This window comes from Agrococcus casei LMG 22410 (assembly GCF_900163565.1).
GTDB classification, from domain to species: Bacteria; Actinomycetota; Actinomycetes; order Actinomycetales; family Microbacteriaceae; genus Agrococcus; species Agrococcus casei.
Window position 1 is genome coordinate 55793 of record NZ_FUHU01000035.1, and the last position, 20309, is coordinate 76101.

Below are 20309 nucleotides of genomic sequence, written 5' to 3' on the forward strand. Positions count from 1 at the left end.
CAAGCACTCGCCACGCGGCGAAACCCATCGCAGACCTGACCGAATCGAGAGGAGCCCCCATGACGGCCACCGAGACCACGCGCACCAGCGCCGGCCACATGATCGTCCGGCAGCTCGAGCGCGAAGGCGTGCAACGTGTCTACGGCGTGCCCGGCGAGTCCTATCTCGACGTGCTCGACGGCCTGCACGACTCGCCAATCAAGACGATCGTCACCCGCCACGAAGGCGGCGCAGGCTTCATGGCGCTGGCCGAAGGCCGTCTCACCGGCAACGCAGGTGTTGCCATGGTCACGCGCGGCCCCGGTGCCGCAAACGCCTACATCGCGGTGCACACCGCCTGGCAGGACGCGACTCCGCTCGTGCTGCTGGTGGGTCTGATCCCCGTCGCCGACCGCGGTCGCGAAGCGTTTCAGGAGTTCGACATCACCGGCTGGTTCGGCAGCACCGCCAAGTGGGTCACGACGCTCGACGACCCTTCGAACGCCGCCGGCGTCATCGCGAAGGCCATGCACATCGCTCGCTCCGGCCGCCCCGGCCCCGTCATCGTGGGCCTGCCAGAAGACCTGATTCGCGAGGCTGCAGATCCCGAGACGATCGCACCCACGCCCGACCGCGCATCCGCGGGCTCGGCCGCTGACCTCGCCGACCTCGAGCAGCGCCTCGCCGAGGCAGAGCACCCCCTCGTCATTGTCGGCGGCGACGGATGGCACGGTCCAGCAGGTGCGCAGGTGTCGGCCTGGGCAGCGGCTCGAGGGGTTCCTGTGGCAGCCGACTGGCGCGCCCACGACGCCGTGCCCCACGACCACGAGGGCGAAGGCTTCGTCGGCATCCTCGGCTACAACCACCCGGCCTACCTCGGCCGCCTCTTCGACGAGGCCGACCTGCACGTGTTCATCGGGGTGCCGCGCCTCGACGTGCTGAGCGACGGCTACACGATCGGCCAGCAGACGCCCGCGATCGTCGTCACCCCCGGCGAGCCCTTCGGCCACGCGGGCAGGCTCGACACGCACATTCCCGCCGACATCGTGACGTTCGCCGCTGCAGTCTCGGCAGCTGTTCCGGGTGTTCAGCCGACGGATGCGCGGGTGCAGCGAGTGCGCGAGGCACGTGCAGCGTTCTGCGAGTACCGGCACTGTGCGCCAGGCAATCCGGCAACTGGTGTCGACGTCAACTCGGTGATGATCACGCTGCGTGAGCGCCTCGATGACGACGCCGTGCTCACGTTCGGCGCAGGCAACCACACGCTGTGGCCCATGCGCTACCTCTCGCACAACTCCCCCAACTCGCTCGTCGCGCCCCGCAACGGCGCTATGGGCGTGGGCGTGCCCGCCGCTGTCGCGGCAGCACTCGTGTTTCCAGGACGCCAGGTGGTCTCGATTGCCGGCGACGGCTGCTTCATGATGAACGGCCAGGAGATCGCCACTGCCATCGCCTACGGGGCCGAACCAATCACCATCGTCATCGACAACGGCATCTTCGCGACCATCGTCGAGCACCAAGAACACTGGTATCCGGGCCGCCGCTCTGGCACCGACCTCGTCAACCCCGACTTTGCATCGTTCTGCCGCTCGTTCGGCGGCTTCGGCGAGCGCGTCGAGTCCACCGACGAATTCGAAGGCGCCCTCGGCCGCGCGATCGAAAGCGGGCTCCCGGCCGTTCTGCACGTCGTGCAAGATCCGGCCGTACGCTCACCGAAGGAAGACGGCAATGACTGAGATCACTGAGGCAGACGGCCGCTTTCTGGCCGACTTCGAGACCATGAGCGCGTTCGGCGCCACCGAGCGCGGCGGCGTCGACCGACAGGCAGGCAGCGCGCCCGATGTCGAGCAGCGTCGCTGGATGCAGCAGCTGCTCGAAAGCCACGGCCTTCGCGTCGAGTACGACCAGATCGGCAACCAGTTCGGGCTGCTCGAGACGGTGCCCGGTGCGCCGTTCGTGCTGGTCGGCTCGCACATGGACTCACAGCCGACCGCCGGCCGGTTCGACGGCGCCTACGGCGTGCTCGCAGCAGCCCATGCCGTGTTTCGCCTTCGCGAACAACTGGCCGACGCCAAGCTCAATCTGGCGGTCGTCAACTGGTTCAACGAAGAGGGCTCGCGATTCGTGCCCTCGATGATGGGCTCGTCGGTCTACACCGGTGTGCTGCCGCTGCAGACCGCGCTCGACACCCGCGACCCCGCCGGCGTGACCGTGCGCGAGGTGCTCGCCGACGCCGACATGCTCGGCGAGAGCACGGGCCCCAAGGCTGCGGCCTGCGCCGAGATCCACATCGAGCAGGGTCGTCTCATGGAAAGTGCCGGCACACAGATCGGCCTCGTCTCGGCCAGCTGGGCTGCCAGCAAGTACGCCGTCACCGTGACAGGCGAGCAGGCGCACTCCGGTGCCACAGTCATGGCTGACCGGCGCGACGCGCTGCTCGGCGCATCCATGCTCGTCGTCTACGCACGAGAGCTGGCGAGCCGCTTCGACGGCGTGCTGCACACCGCAGTCGGCAAGCTCGATGTCTACCCGAACTCCCCCGTCATCGTGCCTTCCGAGGTCAAGCTGCTGCTCGATCTGCGCTGCAGCGACGAAGCCGTGCTGGCCCAGGCCAACGAGCTGCTGCGGGCGAAGATCGACGAGATCTCGGCGGACGCCCGGGTCGAGATCACGAGTGAACTCTCGCACGAGTGGGGCATCAACCCCTACCAGCCTGAGGGTGTCGAACTGGCGCGCGCTGCTGCGACAGACCTCGGTCTCTCCAACGACGAAATCCTCACCGTTGCCGGCCACGACTCGATCAACATGAAAGAGATCGTGCCAACCGTGATGCTCTTCGTGCCAAGTGTCGAAGGCATATCGCACAACGAAGGCGAGTTCACCAGCGAGGCAGATATGCTCGCCGGACTCGCAACACTGACTGAGGTCGTGCGCCGACTTGCGCACGGCTCACTGAGCTAGGGCGCCCCGGGCAGCCGCGTCCTGCAAAAAGAGACGGCCCCGCTGGGATCCTCCGGTGGGGCCGTCTTCATATCTGCGTGCCTAGTGCTGACCTCAGGCCGACTGCTGGCTTGTCTGTGTGCTGCGGGTTCTTCTGCGCTCTGCAGCCGCGCATCCGCTTGTTCTTGCGCGCTCGCAGGCACCGCGCATCCGCCTGTTCCAAAATGCTGGGATTCCGATGTTTCGTGCCCAGATGCTGGTGCTGGACCAGCATCTGGGCACCTGCCAGCATTTCGGCACGCGCGCCCCGGGTCAGTGCTTGAAGCCCGGAATCGCCACGCTCGCCTTGGGCGCCAGGATGCCGCCGACGACGGTCACTGCCGAGAGGATGAACAGAATCGCAGCTGCCGGCCACCACTGGTTGCCAGCCGCGGCCACCCATGCGGTTGCCGCGAGCGGAACGAAGCCGGCGATCATGCCCGCGATGTTCTGCGCCCACGCGACACCCGAGTAGCGGGTCTTGGCGGGGAAGAGGCCGGTCATGACGGTTCCGGATGCGGCGTACGGCACCGAGACGCCGGCCACGGCCAGGGTCATGCCGAGGATGACGAGGATCGGCACCCCCGAGATGATCAGCAGGAAGGCCGGGATCGACGCGATGACCGACAGGATGCCGCCGTAGATGACGACGCGGCTCGCACCGATCTTGACGCCGAGTCGTCCGCCGAAGTAGAGCACGGGGATCTCGACGGCAGCGGCGACGAATGTGCCGATGAGCATCAGGTCTTGCGAGTAGCCGAGGATGTTGACGCCGTACCAGACCACGAATGAGGTCACGAGGTAGAAGCCCGCGACGCCGACGACTGCGACGAGCACGCCGATGATGATCTGCAGCCAGTTGTTCTTGAAGATCGCGATGAAGGGCGCCTTCTCGACCTCGCCCTCTTCTTTGAGCGCCTCGAAGACGGGCGACTCCTCGAGCTTCGAGCGCAGCCAGGCGCCGACCAGCACGAGCGGGATCGCGAAGAGGAACGGGATGCGCCAGCCCCACGCGTCGAAGCTGTCTTGTGTGAGCATCACACCCATGATGAAGAAGAAGCCCGACGACATGATTGTGCCGATGGGCGAGCCGATCTGCGGGATTGCGGCGTACAGCGCGCGGCGCTTGAGGGGCGCGTTCTCGACGACGATCGTCATCGCGCCCGACCACTCGCCGCCGACGAAGAGCCCCTGCAGGATGCGCAGGAGGATCAGGAGGATGGGCGCCGCGACGCCGATTGCGGCGTAGGTGGGGAGCATGCCGATGAGCGCCGTGACGATGCCGATGCCGATCACCGTGATGAGCAGCACGTTCTTGCGGCCGACTCTGTCGCCGATCGCGCCGAAGATCGCGCCGCCGACGGGGCGTGCCACGAGGCCGACGCCGAACGTGGCGAATGCAGCCATGGCACTGTCTGTGGCGCTGTCAGTCGCGAAGTACTGCACGTTGAAGACCAGCGCGGCCGCCGCCGAGAAGAGGAAGAAGTCGTACCACTCGATCGCATTGCCGACGAGTGCGCCGAGGGCCACTTTGTTGGCTTCTTTGGTCGTGATCTGGCTCGTGACTCTGTGCTCAGAGTTGGCGAGCTTGTCGGATTCTTCCATCAGTTCTCCAAACATCGGGCCCGGCGTTGGACTCTTGCACCACTGGCAGTGAGTATTGCAGGTCTGCTCTCTTCAGTCATTGAGCAATCACACGCAAACGCCGCCCTGTTGTTGTGCACCTGCATAAGCGCGCGTCGGGAATGCAATGCGCGCATCCGTGTTTCCTTCAAAGACGAAAGGAACCCGCCATGACCAAGATCACCGTGCTGGGAGCAACCGGCTTTGCAGGCAGCAGCATCGCGAAGGAGGCCGCCAGCCGCGGCCACGAAGTGACCGTCGTGTCACGATCGGCTGCCGACTTGGCAGGCACGCGAGCTGTGCAGGGGTCGGTGCTCGACTCGGCCGTGCTCGCTGACGCGCTGGACGGCGCCGAAGTCGTCGTCGGATCGCTGTCACCCCGCGGCGACATGGCTGGCCAGGTGCGCGGGGCGTACGCGAAGGTCGCCGAGCAGCTGGCGGGCGCGGATGCGCGGCTCATCATCGTGGGCGGGTTCGGCTCGATGCTCGCTGAAGACGGCAGCCGCATCGCTGATGGCCCCGGCTTTCCGGATGCGTTCAAGGCCGAGGCGCAGGAGCTGTTCTCGGTGCTCGAAGCGCTTCGTGCCGGTGAAGGCGTGCGCTGGACGTACGTGAGCCCGGCAGCCGACTTCGGCTCGTACATTCCCGACCAGACGCGCCGCGGCGAGTACCGCAAGGGCGGCGACGTGCCGTTCTTCGACGCTGACGGCAAGTCGGCGATCTCGGGTGCTGACTTCGCGATCGGAGTCGTCGACGAGATCGAGGCAGCCGCGCACGTCGGCGAGCACATCTCGTTCGCATACTGACTCACGGCCCTCTGCCGCCACAACTCACGCCTGAGAGGCACCCCAAGCGCCATGTGTCGCTGGCACCTCTGAGCGCCGTGAGCTGTGGCGAGCGGGGGTGGCTCAGTTCTCCCAGATGCCGACGAGCACGCCGCGGCCGATGACATGGCCGAACGCCTGGAAGTTGGCGTTGATCGGCGACGTGTCAGCATCGGCCTCGATCTCGATGTCGAGCGCGTGCACCGCAAAGAAGTAGCGGTGCGGGCCGTGGCCCTCGGGCGGTGCCGAGCCGAGGTAGCCAGCGCCTCCGCCGTCGTGCTTGAGCGTCGTCGCGCCTGCCGGAAGATCGACGGATGCGCCGCGCGCCAGCGAGCGCAGGTCGGCGGGCAGATTCACGACGGTCCAGTGCCACCAGCCGGCCTGCGTGGGTGCATCCGGGTCGTAGCAAGTGATCATGATGCTCTTCGTGCCCTCGGGCACCTCGCCCCAGCTGAGCTGCGGCGACACGTCTTTGCCGCCCTTGCCGACGAACTCGGCAGTCGACTCGAGGGGCAGCTTCTGCCCGTCTGCGAAGTCTTCGCTTGTCAGGGCGAGGTCAACGCCGCCGTCGATGCCGTCGAATGGATCACGCGGAGTTGTGTTCATCTGCCAAGCCCATCACGAACCAGTGACAAGCGCAACGAGAAGCGCAATACTTAGGCCACGGAGCAGAGTCGCCCGCCGCAACCTCGCACAGGGCGACGGATTGGAGCGTCATGACTGACACCAACAACCACAACGAAGCCGAACACCGCGCTGACGGAACACCGCACGACGGCCACGAGACGACCGAGGAGAAGGCCGCGTTCGAGCCCCACGGCTCGTCGAATCCCGGCGTGACGACGGTCGACGACGAGGTCGAAGAGCTGCCGCACGATCAGAGCAACCCGGCTGAGCACCGTGCCGGCGAGGGCGAGCATGGATCGGCGAACCCGGGACCTCGTTAAGCCCCGCTGACTGCGGCGCCCACCAGGCTGATTGAAACACCGCGCAGCCTCCCCACCACGTTGATTGAGGAGCCGCGCAGCGGCGTCTCGAAATCACCATGCTCACAGTAGGAATCTGACCGAGAGTAGGAGCCTAACTCCTACCCTCAGTCATCCAACCCCAGAAACTCCTACCGCCGGCACGCGCTCGTGTCACCGGTCTGCTGCATACTGATGCAAGCACCGCCCCCATCACAGCAAGCAGGCACGTCCATGTCTCAGTACCCGCCCGTCCAGCCCAACGAGTTTCCCGAGCCCGTCGACCCGCGGCAGCAGTTCCAAGGCCAGCAGCTGCAGCCATACTCCGCGCCCGCGCCGTTTGCTCACCACTCGGCGCCGGGCCCGATGCACCAGCCCCCGTACATGCAGCCGGTGTTCATCATGCCGCCGCCGCTGAAAGACTCTGCGGTCGCCTATCTCCTCGCGATTTTGCTCGGTCAGTTCGGCGCCCACAACTTCTATCTCGGTCGCCCCGGATCAGCTGTCGGCCAGATCGTGCTGTGGTTCGGTTCGTGGGCGACACTGTGGCTGGGAATCGGCTTCGTTGGACTCCTCGCGTTCTTCATCTGGTGGATCGTCGACCTGTGTACGATCCCGGGGGTCATCCGGGCGATCAATGACCAGCGGATGCGCGAATACAACGCGCGCAACGGCCACTTCCAGCAGCCCGGGTATCGGCCGTACTGACCCCGCGGGGCGTGCGCCGAACGTAGTCATTTCTCGGCAACGCGCCGCACAGAAACTACGCAGCGGAACACTTCCCGAGAATCAACTACGTATCGGCACACGCTCACGGCAGCGGCGGCTGGCTCCACTTCACGCGTCGAGCTGCGGGCACCTCATGCATCGGCGGGCCGGCGACGATGCGGTTGCTGACGGTTCCGATGCCTTCAACGGTCATCGACACTTCATCGCCCACGGTCAGAGGAGTCGGCACCTGCGCACCCGACCATCCCCAGAACTCCGCGAGACATCCGCCACCCGACGTGCCCGACCCCAGGATGTCGCCTCGACGAACCCACGTGCCTCGGCTCGCGTACGAGATCAGTTCAGCGAACGACCACGCCATGTTCGCCAGCGAGTCGCCGCCGATCCGGTGACCGTTGATCGAGACTTCCATGTCGAGGCTGAGGCGATCACCGTCACGCGAAGCCGCAAGCTCATCAGGCGTCACGATCACCGGCCCGATGGTCGTCGCGGTGTCCTTGCCCTTTGCGGGCCCGAGCCCCACCCGCATCTCACGCTGCTGCAGATCGCGCGCCGACCAGTCATTGAAGATCGTGTAGCCCCCGATGTGCTCCCACGCCTCTTCGACCGACAGGTTGTAGCCGTCGCGCCCGATCACGACTGCCACTTCGAGCTCGAAATCAAAGACCTCGCTGCCCGGTGGCATCGGTACGTCCTGGCCTGAGCCGATCGCCGCATGCGGATTCGTGAAGTAGAACGCGGGCGCCTCGAACCAGGCTTCCGGCACCTCATCCTTGCCCGTCACCGCACGCAGCGACCCAGCGGTGTGCTGTTCGAACGTGATGAAGTCGCGCAGCGACGTCACCGGAAGCGGCGGATGCAGTGGCCCGGTCGCTGAGAACGGCACGGGTGCGTCCCACTGCAGGGCGACTGTGGCGTCTAGCAGGCTCAGCGGATCCTGCCCCACGGCGAGCGGCACGAAGCTCTCGCCGTCTACGCGGCCAAAGCGGCGTACGCCTTCGACGTCAATCGATGCGATTCGCACTAGTCCTCCTCGAAGATTGCGACGGCGCGGGTCCAGCCAGCGGACGCCTCGTGAATCTTGACCGGGAAGCAGACCACCTTGAAGCCGTGGCCGGGCAGCGACTCGAGGTTGTGCAGCTTCTCGATGTGGCAGTAGCCGATCTCTCGGCCGGCGCGATGCCCCTCCCAGATGAGGCTGGCGTTGTGCGACTCCTTGTACTTCTCTGCGGTCCAGACGAACGGCGCATCCCAGCTCCACGCATCCGTTCCCGTCACCCGAACGCCCTGCTTCAGCAGGTGCAGCGTAGCCTCTCGGCCGATGCCACAGCCTTTCGAGACGTAGTCGTCTTCGCCGTAGCGAGTACCCGCGCTTGTGTTGACGAGCACGATGTCAAGCTCTTCGAGGGTGTGGCCGATGCGCTCGAGCTCAGCGTCAATGTCGTCAGGAGTCACCACGTAGCCGTCTTCGAAGTGCCTGAAGTCGAGCTTCACGCCGTTCTGAAAGCACCAGTCGAGTGGCACTTCGTCGATGGTGATGGCGCGGGCTCCGCCGTCCATGATCGACGAGAAGTGGTACGGGGCATCGAGGTGTGTGCCTGTGTGGGTGCTAGCGGTGATTCGCTCAATCGCCCAGCCCTCACTGTCAGGCAGGTCTTCGACCTTCGCGCCCGGGAAGAACGCGACGACGTCCTCGGCAGTCTGCTTGTGATCGAAGTACTCGATCTTCGGTTCGTGGCCAGGAGGATCGGATTTGATTCCAGCCTTGAGCGGAACAGAAATGTCAACGAGCTTACGCATCAGTCTTGACTCCCTTCAGGGTTGAGGTTTCGGTGACGGCCTTTACGTCTGACGGCGCCTTCGGCAGGAAGAGCAGGAACACTCCGCCGAGCAAGAACACGAGCCCTGCAACCACGAGACCCGCTGCGAACGAGGTGGCGGCGGCAACGCCACCCAGAATCATCGGCGCGAAGGCCGAGATTCCTCGGCCGACGTTGAACGTGAAGCCAGCGCCGGTTGCACGGATCCGCGTGGGGAAGAGTTCGCCTAGGTACGAGCCGAAGAGGCCGGCGAAGGTCATGAAGAATGCGTAGAGCGGGCCGAGCCAGAGCAGCACCGACTGATCGGTGACGATGCCATAGAGCGGCATCAGCACACCCGAGCCGAACATCGCGATCAGCAGCGCGTTCTTCTTGCCGATCTTGTCGGCGAGCCAACCGAACACGATGTATCCGGCGAACATGCCGAGGTTGAGCCAGGTCATGAACTGACCGACTGCGTGCGGTTCGAGTCCGCGCTCGGTCTCGAGGTAGCTCGGCAGCCACGTGCTTGCGCCGTAGTAGGCCACAAACGCGGCGGTGGCGACGAGGCTCGCGAAAATGGTGACGCGTGCAATGCCCGGCTTGAACAGTTCGTTCAAGTTGGCGTTCTCACCCGGCTCGCGTTTGGCCCGCTCTTCCTGCCAGACCGCCGACTCCTTGAACAGGAAGATCGCGATCAGCAGCGGCAGCGCCGCCGACAGGCCCGCAATCAAGAACATAAGCCGCCAGTTGGGCATCATGAACGTCGCGAGCTGAGCAGCAGCGACACCGCCGATCGGGAACGAGGCCAGCACGAATGCGACGGCCTTGCCACGCTGGTGCGGAGGCCACGTCTCAACCACGAATGCCGAGATGATGCTCCACACACCGCCGAGGCCAAGGCCCGCGACGAACCGCAGCACGATGAAGACGCCGAAGTTCGGCACCACGTAGATGGCTGCGGTGAGCGCAATGAACACGATGAGGCAGACGATGAGCGCGAACTTGCGGCCACGGTTGTCGGCGAGCCAGCCCATGATCGGGCCGCTGAAGCCCATGCCGAGCAGGGTCGCTGTTGCGAGCAAGCCCGCCTGTACGGGTTCGAGGCCGAACTCTTGTGACACCGCAGGCAGCGCGAACGACAGAATCGCGATTTCAAGTGCGTCAAAGAGGTAGATGATGAATGCGCCGAACAGCACAATCCACTTATAGGAAGAATGCATCCTTGAGTCCTTCCGGGACGGTTTTGACTAACTGTACGTGCGTACAGTTTCGAATGCAAGAGTGCCCTGCGTTTCGGGCCGCAGGCTGTCAGCCGCCGTGACGGATGCCCGCACAGATGAAGCTGTGCAGATACTGCAGCCGGTCGCGCGAGTTAGATGCACCGTCAGCCAGTGCCTCCTCACGCTCCCCCACGTTCGTTGACGTGTAGGCGCCGACTGCGAAGAGATATGCCCAGCGGTGGAAGCCCTTCGGCTTGCCCGGAATCACAGCTTCGAGGGCTTCGATGAACTCCCTTGCCATCGGGTCGAAGAGATCTGCGATGATGTTGCGCTCGGGACCGTGCGGATCGCTGGCTTCCCGCAGTACGAGCCGCAGGTAGTTCGCGGTGCGGGTGTCGGCTTGGTCGTGTCTTCCGACGAGCAGGAAGGCGTCGACAATCTGCTCGAGGGCGTCATCGGATGCGCGATCAACCTCACGAAGGGCCTCGCGTCGCGCTTCGTTCCAGTACTGGTACCGCTCGAAGATCGAGCGGTAGAGGTTGAGCTTGGTCTCAAAGTGGTAGGTGACCAGCGGCAGGCCCACTTCGGCTGCATCGGCAATATTGCGCATCGTCGCGCGGTCATACCCCTTGTCGGCGAACACTTGCTCGGCAGCTTCGAGTACGTGATCGCGCTTGCTTGGTCGTGCCATGCCTTTCATTGTCGCGCGTGGTGTGACTTTCGCGGGAATCTACGCCGGCCGATGAGTGAGGAGTCGCGAAGCGGTGTCACGAAATCAGGTGTGGGACCTGACCTGCAGAGCCACGTCAGTGGTGCCTGCCAGTCTCATACAACGACGGGGCCAGCACTACGGAACGAGAATTGCGATGATCGAATTGCGCGAATTAAGTGAATTGAGCGATAATGGCCACATGAACGCACGAGTGTCCCCGCCCCGAAAGAAGGCGCATGTCGTTGACCCGCCCAATGACTTCGGTGAGATGTTCAAACTCGCGCGATACCTCGAGAGCCATTCTGAGCCCGCTGTGCTCGTCGGCCCTGACGGAGAACAGATCCCTCTTCCCTTGGAGGCCTACGAGGTGCTGCAACAGGTTGTGCACGCCATGGAACAGGGGGCAGCTGTCAGCGTCGAACCGATCGACCGGCAGATGACCACCCAGCAGGCGGCGAGCCTGCTGGGTATCAGCCGCAGCACGATTGTTCGGCTGCTCGACGAACACGAGCTCCCGTACGAGAGGCTCGGAGAGTCCCGTCATCGGCGACTGCGACTCCGAGACGTATTGGCATACCGAGACCGCAAGCGAACAGAACGTCGCGACCGCCTGGATGAGATGACGAGGCAGGCCCACGAAGACGGTCTATACGACACGACGCCAAGTGACTACCAGGCTGCCCTGGCTGAAGCGAGAAAGTCCTAGGGCGTTGGCTCGGTTCGCGGCATTTCTCGATGCCTGCACGCTCGTTCCCATGGCACGGACGGACACTCTTCTCCGCATCGCAGAATCTGGAGTGTTTCGGCCGTTGTGGTCGAGCCGGGTCGTGGACGAGGCGCTCCACGCGCTTCTCCGAGTCCACCCTGACATCGACCCAAGTCGGCTGCGCAGCCGGTTTCGGTCGATGAACGAGGCGTTCGACGACGCAATGGTCGATGGCTGGGAGCCGCTCGTCGAAAGCATCGAGCTGCCCGACCCCAACGACCGCCATGTTGTCGCCGCGGCGCTCGTGGGCCGCGCAGACATCATTGTGACCGAGAACATCAGAGACTTTCCCAGCTCTGCACTTGCACCGCTCAGGCTCGAAGCCGTCACGGCCGACGAGTTTCTGCTCGACCAGTTCGATCTGAAACCCGCTTTGGCTCGACGCATCGTCTGCGATCAAGCCGCGGCGATGGTTCGGCCTCCGACAACAGAAGAGCAGCTCCTGCAGAGCCTGGCCCGAAGCGGAGCTCCGGGTTTTGCTCGCGCCGTGTCGGAACTGAAGTCAGGGCAGAAGTCGCCCGACCGTCCCCCGCACTAGGCGCTTGCCTGGCCACACGAGGCGGGCCGCGGCCGCGTACCGCGCCGTGACCTTCAGCATGCAGGCGATTGAAGACGGCGGCATCGGCGTCCCGCCCGAAGGAGTGTCCGCAGACAACCTGCAGGCATTCACCGAGCTGACGATCGACACGCTCTCCAAACACACAACGGATGCGCGCAAGACGTTCATTGCGCACGTCACCGACAAGCAGATCACCAGGTTCGACCCTCTGATGGAGGCGGCTGTCAAGGCTGCGGCGGAGCTCAATGCTGGCGCTTGGTCGACTCCGATCAGCACGATGCGCGAGGGGGTGCGTGAGGCGTTTCTCGATCAGCTGTTTGCAGTCGCACACAGCACCGCACTCGGCCTGAACCTCGGCCTGGGAGCGATGGCGCCGAACGAGATCAGCGAGGCCGGCAAGACCGCACTGCACGAGTGGCTGCAGCAGCTTCCTCATGATCGATCGCGCGAGCTAGCCAACCACCTTGCAACGAAACACTCCATCACCCGAATGCGCGACAGACGGAGGAACCCGTGGGCAGCCTTCCACGACATTGCCGACGAGGTCGCAGCCGCATAGGATCGCGCGTACTACGTCAGCTCAGGCTGGAAGTAGTCAAATATCGCTGCGCTCAACGGCTTCTCGAACTTCAGTTGCATCTTCACGACACTGAGATCGTCGCCCATTGTGGTCTGCTCAGGGCTCACGGCATGGGCCTGCCCAAGGTAGTAAAAGTCAGACCCTTCAGCATCGTCCTTCTTCGCAAAGACATGCAGGTCGACGCTGTTTGATGTAATCGCTCGAACCTCATCGGACTGCAACGTTCGGCGGCTTCTCGTGAACCACAGCATGGTCGACGGATCTAGGAGGGCGTCTTCATACGCAGTGCTTGCAGAGACATCTTCGGCCTTATGCAGGGTTACGAAGATCGGGCAGGTTTGGGTTGTGCGATGGACCTTGTAGCCATAGATCGTCGCCTGAACATTCTTTGGCCAAAGGAGTGACCGGCAGGCGTCCTTGCGGCCATAGAACTTGCCCTCTGTGAACGGACGATCGGTGTCGTACCGCGCCTCGATGAGCTCGAGGCCCGTGAAGATGAGGTCATCGACGGCAGTTTTAAAAGCGGAGGTTGTGTCGTAGGACCTACGGAACGATTCGTTCAACCGAACGCTCCCCTCGGGCTCCACGACTGCCACACCCTGCCCGTATTTCTTGAGCTCAGCATCCGTCGAATTGAACCCCAACGCCAAGACATTGATCGCACTCGCGACCGACGCCGGCGACGAGTCAATCTCTTGCTCTTCGAACCTCTCGGCAACTTGATCAGATGTCAGCGTCTCACCCGCCAAAAGCAAGCGAAGCAGCACTAGGTCGTGCAGCCGTTTGGCGGGCAGTACTTCGTTCGACAGGAACTGCAGGTACTTGCTCTCTGCTTCCGAGAACGAAAGGCCAGCTTTGAATACCTTGTTGAGCAGGTTGGGGTAATGCTCCGCTTTCGTCGCAAGGATGACGGGATCCGCGGAATCAAACCGATAGAAGTCGTAGAGTGCCGGAAGCTTTCCGACTCGATTGCGCATCTGTTCCATCGCGGTGCGGATGCGTCGGAGGTCATCCAGCTTGGTGGTTGCGATGGATTTCAGCACTCTGTCGCGCGAAATCTCGTCGAATCGCACGCTTGATAGCCCAGCGATGACACCAACCTCTTCTGCTGAAATCAGCTTCTGGCGCACTGATTCACGATTGAGACTTGCATCACCAAACAGCGCTACCGGGATCAAGAAGTTGTTCGTGTAGTTGCCGATGACATCGATCACCACCAGATGCTCTTTGCCGTCGCTCTTGCGCAGCCCACGCCCGAGCTGCTGCACGAACACGATCGACGACGCAGTTTGACGCAGCATGACGATCTGGTTCACCGACGGAATGTCAACGCCCTCATTGAAGATGTCGACGGTCAGGATGTAATCAAGCTCACCGTTCTCAAGACGGGCGACAGCCGATTCGCGCTCTACTAGGGACGAGTCGCCACCAAGTGCAATCGTGCGCAAACGACGCCGATCAACGCTGCGCTGGTTGAGCGCTTCAGAAAGTTCTGCCGCCTCGGCCAGACCACTGCAGAACATCAGCCCCTTAGGAGCAATGTCGCGGTGACCGTACGTTTCGAGGGCGCGAATGATGTGGTCAACGCGCTCATCAGAAGCCAGCTTCTGAACCGTTGTGAAGTCGTCAGTCGTCGTTCCATCCGCAAACTCAAGGTCTGTCACACCGTAGTAATGGAATGGACTCAGCATGTCGGCATCGAGTGCCTCATTCAACCGAATCTCATACGGAACGTTGTAGTCGAAGAGCTCGAATACGTTGAACCCGTCGGTTCGTTCTGGGGTCGCGGTCATGCCCAACAAAAAGTCGGGCGTGAAATGGTCGAGAACCTTTCGGTAGGAGGACGCACCGGAGCGATGCACCTCATCGACAAGCATGTAGTCGAATGCATCCGGGGCGATCCCACGCAGAGTCTCCTCCTTCGACAACGTCTGGATGGAGGCAAACACGTACTTTCGATCAAGTTCGCGATGACCACCTACAAGCTTGCCGAAACTCTCGCGCGGCTCCCCGAGTACCTTCATGAACTCGTCAATTGCCTTGTCAATGATCTGCTCTCGGTGCACCACAAACAGCAACCGCTGCGGCTGCACCGCCCGCACATCCAACGCGGACAAAATTGTCTTGCCCGTTCCGGTCGCCGAAACTACGAGCGAGCGCTTGGCACCCGAATCACGCAGCTCTGAAATTCTGCGAAGCGCCTCGACCTGCATCCTGTTCGGCTGAATGGTGAATGTCGCATAGGCGGGCGACGCACCAATCGCTGTCTCTAGCGGAGTCGGTTCGGGGCGAGGAACGGTGCGCGACTGGGGTGCCACGTAGTTCTCGGCATAAGCCGTGATCCATTGCTCACTCAGAAGTCCAGAATCAGTCACCTGCTCGTCGACCAGTGTGTTCAGCTGATCGGTGAGGTCGCTCTCCCAAGCGGACGTAACGCGGATGTTCCACTCGTGGTTCGTGACGAGAGCGCGTTCGGTGAGGTTGCTGCTGCCGACAATTGCCGTGGTGAGCTCTCCTTGGCGGAAGATGTATCCCTTCGGGTGGAAGTCGCTCTGCCGATAAATACGCGTCGGAATCCCCAGCCTCGAGAGCCCAAGAAGCTCGCGGAAGGCACCTGGTGAATTGAACCCTAGGTAGTCGGAGGTGACGATCGTTCCTTTGCCGCCCCGGGCAGTGAAATCAACGAGCTCCTGTTTGAGCAGCGCGACGGCGCGAGGCGAGACGAACGCGACCGACCACGTGAATTCTGATGCCGTGCTGAGCTCTTCACGCAGGGCTCGCAGCATCGACCCTTGGTCGTTGTTCAGAATGAGCTGCGGATTCGCGACCTTTCGCGCACCTACCTGCTTACTCACATAGCCGTGCTGAATATCGAGCGCAAAGTCGGTATCGCTCGAAGTGTCACGCATGGACCGCTCTGAAGTCGCTGCGTATCTTGTCAATTGCTGGCACATCGGCGGGCGCCCACTCGAGCGACGGGAGCTCTTCTACTGCGAGCCATCTCACTGCCACGTGCTCTGTGAGGGTGGGTTCGCCCTCATCAAGCCGGCAGTAGAACGTAGTCAACGTGACAACGCCAAAGTCATACTCGTACACGGTCGTGACCACTTTTTTGCCGACCTCTACGTCGATCAGTAGTTCCTCGACAAGCTCACGGCGCAAAGCCTCTTCGGGAGTCTCGCCAGGCTCAATCTTGCCGCCAGGAAACTCCCACATACCTTCGAGCGCCCCCGGGCCCCGCTGAGCACAAAGAATCGTTTCATCGCGAACGATTACGGCACCGACAACGTTGATTTGTTTAGCCACGCTGGAGTCTCCTTCGGTCACCAGAAGCCTATCGGCGACGTGTGACGAACTCAGGCAGTAGTCCCGACTACCGCCAAACGAGCAGACCGCCTGATCTTCACAAGCTCAAGGGCCGAATGCGTCAATGCAGTTGCGACGTGCTCGGCTCTTGTTTCGGGTGGTGGCGCGTGCCGAGGGTAGGAGTTTGACCGAGAGTAGGAGGCTGGCTCCTACTCTCGGTCACCTACACTCGGATTCCCCTACTGGCGGGCACGCACCCTCGCTGGTTTCGTGACGCCGCTCCGCGGCTCCTCAACCACCGATAAGGATAGGCAGCGCGGTTTCGTGACGCCGCGATGCGGCTCCTCAACCACCGATGGGGACCTGCGCGGCCCCTCAGGCACCGATGAGGAACGGCGCACCCGCACGCTCGGCGACACCGCGCACACCCTCGAGCAGCGCATCCGGCACGGGTATGCCCTCTGCTTCGCGCATCCGCCGAGACGCCTCTTCGGGCTCGCCCGGCACGAGCACCTCGCCTGGGCCACTGCGCACATTGGCAATGAGCTCGGCAACATACGACGGCACGGTCTCGGCAGAAACTCCAGCAGACACATCGATAGCCATGAAGAAATGGCCGAGATTGTCGCGGTCGTCTTCGTGGCCGGGCTGCCCCGCTCCGGCAAGGGCCGAGCTCAGAATCTGCACCATCAGACTCAGGCCAAAGCCCTTGTGGCCGCCGTTCTCAGTGCCGGCACCGCCCAGCGCACAGATCGTGGCCTCACCCCGACGCAGCAGTTCATATGCCTCAAGCCCGTCGGTCAGCGGCTCTCCGGCCGAGTCGATCACCCAGCCAGAAGGCAACGGCTTGCCGCGCAGGCCATACGCGCGCACCTTGTTCAAGGCGACCACACTGGTCGACATGTCGACCACGAGCGGCTCAGCACCGGCCGCAGGAGCGGCAAACGCCAGCGGATTCGTGCCGAGCACCGGGCTCACGCCTCCGGTGGCAGAGGCGACCTTCGTGCGCGTCGCCGTGGTGACAAAGCCGATGCAGCCCTCTTCGACAGCGAGCCTCGCGTAGTAGCCGAGTGCGCCGAAGTGGTTCGACCCGCGCACCGCAACTGCTCCGATGCCAGAGCGCTTCGCCTTCGCGGCCGCAGTCTTCATCGCCTCGATCGCGATGGGGTGACCGAGCCCCTCGCGCGCATCCAGCACCGCGAATCCGTGTCGGTCTTCGAGCACCTCGGGCTCGGCATCGAGTACGAGCCGGCCAGAGTCGCGCAGCTCTTCATAGAACTGCAGCATCGCAACACCGTGCGAGTCGATGCCAGAGAGGTCGGTGTCGACCATGACGTCGGCCGCAGCCTCGGCCTTGTGCGCTGGGGCGCCCCATGCAGCGAGAATGGCGACGATCTGCTCGTGCAGCACCTCGGGTGAGACGAGCATCACTTGGCCATGTCCAGCAGTTCGGTAGCGATGCGCTTGCCGATCTCGAGGGATGCGGTGGCCGCCGGAGACGGCGCGTTCAGCACGTGAATCTGCCGCTGTCCGCGCTCGAACAGAAAATCATCGACCATCGTTCCGTCTCGGTTCATCGCCTGCGCTCGGACGCCGTTGTGTGTCGGCACGATCGCTTTGTCTCCCAAAGCAGGCACGAGCTCACGAAGCCCCTCAAGCGCCTTCTTACGCGAGAACGAGCGGTAGGTCTCGGCGAGGCCGACCTTCCAGAACTTTGCCCCCAGCTTCCAGAGGCCCGGCCATGCTGCGCTCTCGAGCATGTCGCGGGGGTTGATGTTGAGCCACTTGTAGCCCTCGCGAGCGAAGGCGAAGATCGCGTTCGGGCCCGCGTGCACTGAGCCGTCGATCATCTTCGTGAGGTGCACGCCCAGGAACGGAAACTGAGGGTCAGGGACGGGGTAGATGAGGCCTCGCACGAGGTGCTGCTCTTCGGGGATCAGCTCGTAGTACTCGCCCCTGAAGGGAATGATGCGCACGCTCGGCTTCAGGCCGGCCAGACGCGCGATGCGGTCGCTGTGCAAGCCACCGCAGTTCACGAAGTAGTGGCCCCGCACACTGCCGTTGCGCGTCTCGACGGTCACACCGAGCGCGTCAGCCTTCACGCCTTTGACTTCGGCACCGAAGCGGATCTCGCCGCCGAGTTCACGGATGAGTCTCGCGAGCGCCTCGCAGACACCTTTGTAGTCGATGATGCCGGTCGACTCGACGTGCAGCGCACCCACGGTCGACACGTGCGGCTCATACTCGCGAGCCTCTTCGGGGCTCACCAGCCGAGCCGGCACGCCGTTCTCCTTGCCGCGACGCAGCAGCTCGTTCAGCTGCGGCAGCTGCTTGTCATCGGTCGCGACGACGAGCTTGCCGCAGATGTCGACTTTGACGCCGTGCTCAACCGCGAAGTCGCGAATCGACGATGCGCCGTCGACGCTGAGCTTCGCCTTCAGGCTTCCAGGCGTGTAATAGAGACCCGAATGGATGACGCCGGAGTTGTTGCCCGTCTGATGCGCGGCAACGTGTTCCTCCTTGTCGAGCACGATGACGCGGTTGCCCGCCTTCGCAAGCGAATACGCCGTCGAGAGCCCGACGATTCCGGCCCCCGCGACTATGAGTGTTCTGCTCACCTCGTTAATCCTCCCCTGGCATCATTGCCACGCCACTGCGTCACTGATTCGGCGTCGACAATCGACACCCGACAGTGAACAAACTATACTATATTAAACACATCGAACCGCGACGATGGGAGTACCGATGACTGGCCTGCGCTTCACCGCAAACCTGCACTGGCTGTTCACAGAAGTCGACTTCGACGACCGGTTCGCCGCCGCATCCGCCGCCGGATTCCGCGGAGTCGAGTTTCCCGACCAGTGGGTGGGCCGCACACCAGAGATCGCCGCTCTGCTGCGTGCCAGCAATCTCAAGCAGGTGCTGATCAACACCCCCGCCGGGGCCGCGGGCTCCCCCGGCGCACTCGGCTGGGCATCCGTTCCCGGGGCTGAAGACGACTTCAAGCGCAGCTTCGAGGCGGCGCTCACCGCGGCAACCACGCTCGCGTCTGACTTCGTACACATCCGCGCAGGTGCCCTCGCCCCTCGCCAGAGCCAGCAGGCTGCCCTCGACCTGGCCACAGAGCGCATTGCATGGGCGGCACGGCAGGCAGAAGGAACCGGCGTGCTGCCCGTGCTCGAGATGCAGAACCGCGGCGACATGCCAGGCTTCGCCTACCGCGGCATCGACGACGCGGTAGACATCGTGCACGAAGTCGGTTCCGACCGCGTGCAGCTGCTGCTCGATCTCTACCACCTGGAGATCGTCGACGGCAGCGTGCTCGCGCGTCTCGACGAGCTGCTGCCGATCACCGCGCACATTCAGATCGCTGATCCGCCGTCGCGAGGCGAGCCCGGCACCGGGGTGCTCGACTGGGCGTCAGTGTTCGCGATGCTCGAGCGCACCGGCTACCCCGGATGGATCGGCTGCGAGTACCGCCCGAGCACGACGACCGCCGCAACACTCGGATGGGCTGAGCCGTATGGGCTGAACGGTCGCCGGCCCAGCGACAGCCAGAGGAGAGCCGCAATGCCTGAGCACATGCCCGAATCGCAGACCAGCGAGCCCCTGATCGCCCTGATCAGCGGAACCTCCGCAGCGATCGCGCCCGCCGCATCCGCGTTGCAGAGCGCAGTGCCCGGCGTCGTGATCTGGAACATCCTCGACGACCGCCTGCTCAAAGAGGCGAGCGCGCGCGGCGGCCTCACGCCCGAGCTCGATCTGCGCATGCAGCGGCTGATCGACCACGCTGTGCAGGAGGGGGCGGATGCGGTGCTGCTGACGTGCTCGATGTACGGCACGGTCGCGACCGAGTCTGACGCGAGCATCCCCGTGCTCGCCGCGGACGAGTCGGTGTTCGCCGAGACGTTGGGCGGCCGATTCGCCGATGTGCTCGTCGTCGCAACCCTCGAGGCTTCACGAGCCGACACCATCGCTCGGCTCGAGCAGCTCGCCGCGGGTGTCGAGAGCGCACCGACCCTGCATTCTGTCGTGCCGGCCGGGTCGTTCGAGGCGACAGGAGACGCGGATGCGCTGCTGGCCAGCGTCGTCGCCGGAGTTCGCAACGTGGATGCGAAGTTCGATGCCGTCATGCTCGCGCAGTACTCGCTGGCGCCGATCGCAGCTGATCTCCAAAGGGAGATCAGTATGCCCGTGCTCGCGGGCCCGCAGGCGGCAGCCGCCGATCTGCTCGCCCGTCTCACGCGTGCGGACTGAGCACCCAG

At 63.6% G+C, this 20309-nt stretch carries 19 protein-coding genes; 9 read left to right on the forward strand and 10 right to left on the reverse strand.

All coding sequences use genetic code 11. From position 1 onward, the window contains the following. Positions 1 to 59 precede the first annotated feature (59 nt). Both CZ674_RS07960 and CZ674_RS07965 read left to right on the forward strand, forming a co-directional pair. Positions 60 to 1715: a thiamine pyrophosphate-dependent enzyme gene (locus CZ674_RS07960; RefSeq protein ID WP_086991986.1), complete on the forward strand. Its 1656-nt coding sequence runs from the start codon at positions 60 to 62 to the stop codon at positions 1713 to 1715. Continuing rightward, positions 1708 to 2940, forward strand: coding sequence for a M20 family metallo-hydrolase (locus CZ674_RS07965; protein WP_086991987.1), 1233 nt, complete (start codon positions 1708 to 1710; stop codon positions 2938 to 2940). The genes CZ674_RS07960 and CZ674_RS07965 overlap by 8 nt, the downstream gene beginning before the upstream one ends. A gap of 291 nt (positions 2941 to 3231) precedes the next feature. Here the strand turns inward: CZ674_RS07965 and CZ674_RS07970 are convergent, their stop codons facing one another. Beyond that, positions 3232 to 4563: an MFS transporter gene (locus CZ674_RS07970; RefSeq protein ID WP_086991988.1), complete on the reverse strand. Its 1332-nt coding sequence runs from the start codon at positions 4561 to 4563 to the stop codon at positions 3232 to 3234. Positions 4564 to 4751: 188 nt separating this feature from the next. On the opposite strand from CZ674_RS07970, the gene CZ674_RS07975 reads away from it, so the two are divergent. Further along, the gene (locus CZ674_RS07975) at positions 4752 to 5387 is read left to right on the forward strand and encodes an NAD(P)-dependent oxidoreductase (RefSeq protein WP_086991989.1); all 636 of its coding nucleotides are present in this window, start codon (positions 4752 to 4754) and stop codon (positions 5385 to 5387) included. Positions 5388 to 5489: 102 nt separating this feature from the next. On the opposite strand, the gene CZ674_RS07980 is transcribed toward CZ674_RS07975, so the two are convergent. Further along, a complete protein-coding gene (locus CZ674_RS07980; protein ID WP_086991990.1) occupies positions 5490 to 6011 on the reverse strand; it encodes a YbhB/YbcL family Raf kinase inhibitor-like protein in 522 nt (173 codons plus the stop codon). A gap of 110 nt (positions 6012 to 6121) precedes the next feature. On the opposite strand from CZ674_RS07980, the gene CZ674_RS07985 reads away from it, so the two are divergent. Then, on the forward strand, positions 6122 to 6352 hold the full coding sequence (locus CZ674_RS07985) for a hypothetical protein (RefSeq protein ID WP_086991991.1): 231 nt from the start codon (positions 6122 to 6124) through the stop codon (positions 6350 to 6352). A gap of 252 nt (positions 6353 to 6604) precedes the next feature. Then, positions 6605 to 7078: a TM2 domain-containing protein gene (locus CZ674_RS07990; RefSeq protein ID WP_200810063.1), complete on the forward strand. Its 474-nt coding sequence runs from the start codon at positions 6605 to 6607 to the stop codon at positions 7076 to 7078. Positions 7079 to 7181: 103 nt separating this feature from the next. Here the strand turns inward: CZ674_RS07990 and CZ674_RS07995 are convergent, their stop codons facing one another. The 4 genes from CZ674_RS07995 to CZ674_RS08010 form a co-directional block, all read right to left on the reverse strand. Further along, a complete protein-coding gene (locus CZ674_RS07995; protein WP_086991992.1) occupies positions 7182 to 8123 on the reverse strand; it encodes a fumarylacetoacetate hydrolase family protein in 942 nt (313 codons plus the stop codon). Further along, complete coding sequence (locus CZ674_RS08000) at positions 8123 to 8899, reverse strand: cyclase family protein (protein WP_086991993.1); 777 nt, start codon at positions 8897 to 8899, stop codon at positions 8123 to 8125. The genes CZ674_RS07995 and CZ674_RS08000 overlap by 1 nt, the downstream gene beginning before the upstream one ends. After that, the gene (locus CZ674_RS08005) at positions 8892 to 10121 is read right to left on the reverse strand and encodes an MFS transporter (RefSeq protein WP_086991994.1); all 1230 of its coding nucleotides are present in this window, start codon (positions 10119 to 10121) and stop codon (positions 8892 to 8894) included. Before CZ674_RS08005 ends, CZ674_RS08000 begins: the two co-directional genes overlap by 8 nt. A gap of 88 nt (positions 10122 to 10209) precedes the next feature. Further along, positions 10210 to 10812: a TetR/AcrR family transcriptional regulator gene (locus CZ674_RS08010; protein ID WP_200810064.1), complete on the reverse strand. Its 603-nt coding sequence runs from the start codon at positions 10810 to 10812 to the stop codon at positions 10210 to 10212. A gap of 220 nt (positions 10813 to 11032) precedes the next feature. Here CZ674_RS08010 and CZ674_RS08015 point away from each other — a divergent pair, with 220 nt between their 5' ends. Genes CZ674_RS08015 through CZ674_RS08025 form a run of 3 tightly spaced genes read left to right on the forward strand, consistent with a single transcriptional unit; the run spans position 11033 to position 12717 of the window. Next, positions 11033 to 11539, forward strand: coding sequence for an excisionase family DNA-binding protein (locus CZ674_RS08015; protein ID WP_086992057.1), 507 nt, complete (start codon positions 11033 to 11035; stop codon positions 11537 to 11539). After that, positions 11499 to 12137, forward strand: coding sequence for a PIN domain-containing protein (locus CZ674_RS08020; protein ID WP_268802392.1), 639 nt, complete (start codon positions 11499 to 11501; stop codon positions 12135 to 12137). The genes CZ674_RS08015 and CZ674_RS08020 overlap by 41 nt, the downstream gene beginning before the upstream one ends. A gap of 4 nt (positions 12138 to 12141) precedes the next feature. After that, positions 12142 to 12717 carry a hypothetical protein gene (locus CZ674_RS08025; RefSeq protein ID WP_143244693.1) on the forward strand — a complete coding sequence of 192 codons (576 nt, stop codon included), beginning with the start codon at positions 12142 to 12144 and terminating at the stop codon, positions 12715 to 12717. Positions 12718 to 12728: 11 nt separating this feature from the next. Here the strand turns inward: CZ674_RS08025 and CZ674_RS08030 are convergent, their stop codons facing one another. The 4 genes from CZ674_RS08030 to lhgO all read right to left on the reverse strand — a co-directional run bounded on the left by CZ674_RS08030 (position 12729) and on the right by lhgO (position 18662). Further along, positions 12729 to 15647, reverse strand: coding sequence for a DEAD/DEAH box helicase (locus CZ674_RS08030; protein ID WP_086991998.1), 2919 nt, complete (start codon positions 15645 to 15647; stop codon positions 12729 to 12731). Further along, entirely contained in the window at positions 15640 to 16065 is a 426-nt protein-coding gene (locus CZ674_RS08035) for a (deoxy)nucleoside triphosphate pyrophosphohydrolase (protein WP_327078618.1), read from the reverse strand. Before CZ674_RS08035 ends, CZ674_RS08030 begins: the two co-directional genes overlap by 8 nt. Positions 16066 to 16419: 354 nt before the next feature. Further along, entirely contained in the window at positions 16420 to 17472 is a 1053-nt protein-coding gene (locus CZ674_RS08040; protein ID WP_086992000.1) for an Ldh family oxidoreductase, read from the reverse strand. Continuing rightward, the gene (gene lhgO, locus CZ674_RS08045) at positions 17472 to 18662 is read right to left on the reverse strand and encodes an L-2-hydroxyglutarate oxidase (protein WP_086992001.1); all 1191 of its coding nucleotides are present in this window, start codon (positions 18660 to 18662) and stop codon (positions 17472 to 17474) included. The genes CZ674_RS08040 and lhgO overlap by 1 nt, the downstream gene beginning before the upstream one ends. 127 nt (positions 18663 to 18789) lie before the next feature. Between lhgO and CZ674_RS08050 the strand changes: the two genes are divergently transcribed. Continuing rightward, the gene (locus CZ674_RS08050; protein ID WP_159456935.1) at positions 18790 to 20301 is read left to right on the forward strand and encodes a TIM barrel protein; all 1512 of its coding nucleotides are present in this window, start codon (positions 18790 to 18792) and stop codon (positions 20299 to 20301) included. Positions 20302 to 20309 lie beyond the last annotated feature (8 nt).

Bases quoted from the DNA above. Each gene is read 5' to 3' on its own strand.
- CZ674_RS07960 (WP_086991986.1), top strand. From the start codon at position 60: ATGACGGCCACCGAGACCACGCGCACCAGCGCCGGCCACATGATCGTC.
- CZ674_RS07965 (WP_086991987.1), top strand. From the start codon at position 1,708: ATGACTGAGATCACTGAGGCAGACGGCCGCTTTCTGGCCGACTTCGAG.
- CZ674_RS07970 (WP_086991988.1), bottom strand. From the start codon at position 4,563: ATGGAAGAATCCGACAAGCTCGCCAACTCTGAGCACAGAGTCACGAGC.
- CZ674_RS07975 (WP_086991989.1), top strand. From the start codon at position 4,752: ATGACCAAGATCACCGTGCTGGGAGCAACCGGCTTTGCAGGCAGCAGC.
- CZ674_RS07980 (WP_086991990.1), bottom strand. From the start codon at position 6,011: ATGAACACAACTCCGCGTGATCCATTCGACGGCATCGACGGCGGCGTT.
- CZ674_RS07985 (WP_086991991.1), top strand. From the start codon at position 6,122: ATGACTGACACCAACAACCACAACGAAGCCGAACACCGCGCTGACGGA.
- CZ674_RS07990 (WP_200810063.1), top strand. From the start codon at position 6,605: ATGTCTCAGTACCCGCCCGTCCAGCCCAACGAGTTTCCCGAGCCCGTC.
- CZ674_RS08000 (WP_086991993.1), bottom strand. From the start codon at position 8,899: ATGCGTAAGCTCGTTGACATTTCTGTTCCGCTCAAGGCTGGAATCAAA.
- CZ674_RS08005 (WP_086991994.1), bottom strand. From the start codon at position 10,121: ATGCATTCTTCCTATAAGTGGATTGTGCTGTTCGGCGCATTCATCATC.
- CZ674_RS08010 (WP_200810064.1), bottom strand. From the start codon at position 10,812: ATGGCACGACCAAGCAAGCGCGATCACGTACTCGAAGCTGCCGAGCAA.
- CZ674_RS08015 (WP_086992057.1), top strand. From the start codon at position 11,033: ATGAACGCACGAGTGTCCCCGCCCCGAAAGAAGGCGCATGTCGTTGAC.
- CZ674_RS08030 (WP_086991998.1), bottom strand. From the start codon at position 15,647: ATGCGTGACACTTCGAGCGATACCGACTTTGCGCTCGATATTCAGCAC.
- CZ674_RS08040 (WP_086992000.1), bottom strand. From the start codon at position 17,472: ATGCTCGTCTCACCCGAGGTGCTGCACGAGCAGATCGTCGCCATTCTC.
- CZ674_RS08050 (WP_159456935.1), top strand. From the start codon at position 18,790: ATGACTGGCCTGCGCTTCACCGCAAACCTGCACTGGCTGTTCACAGAA.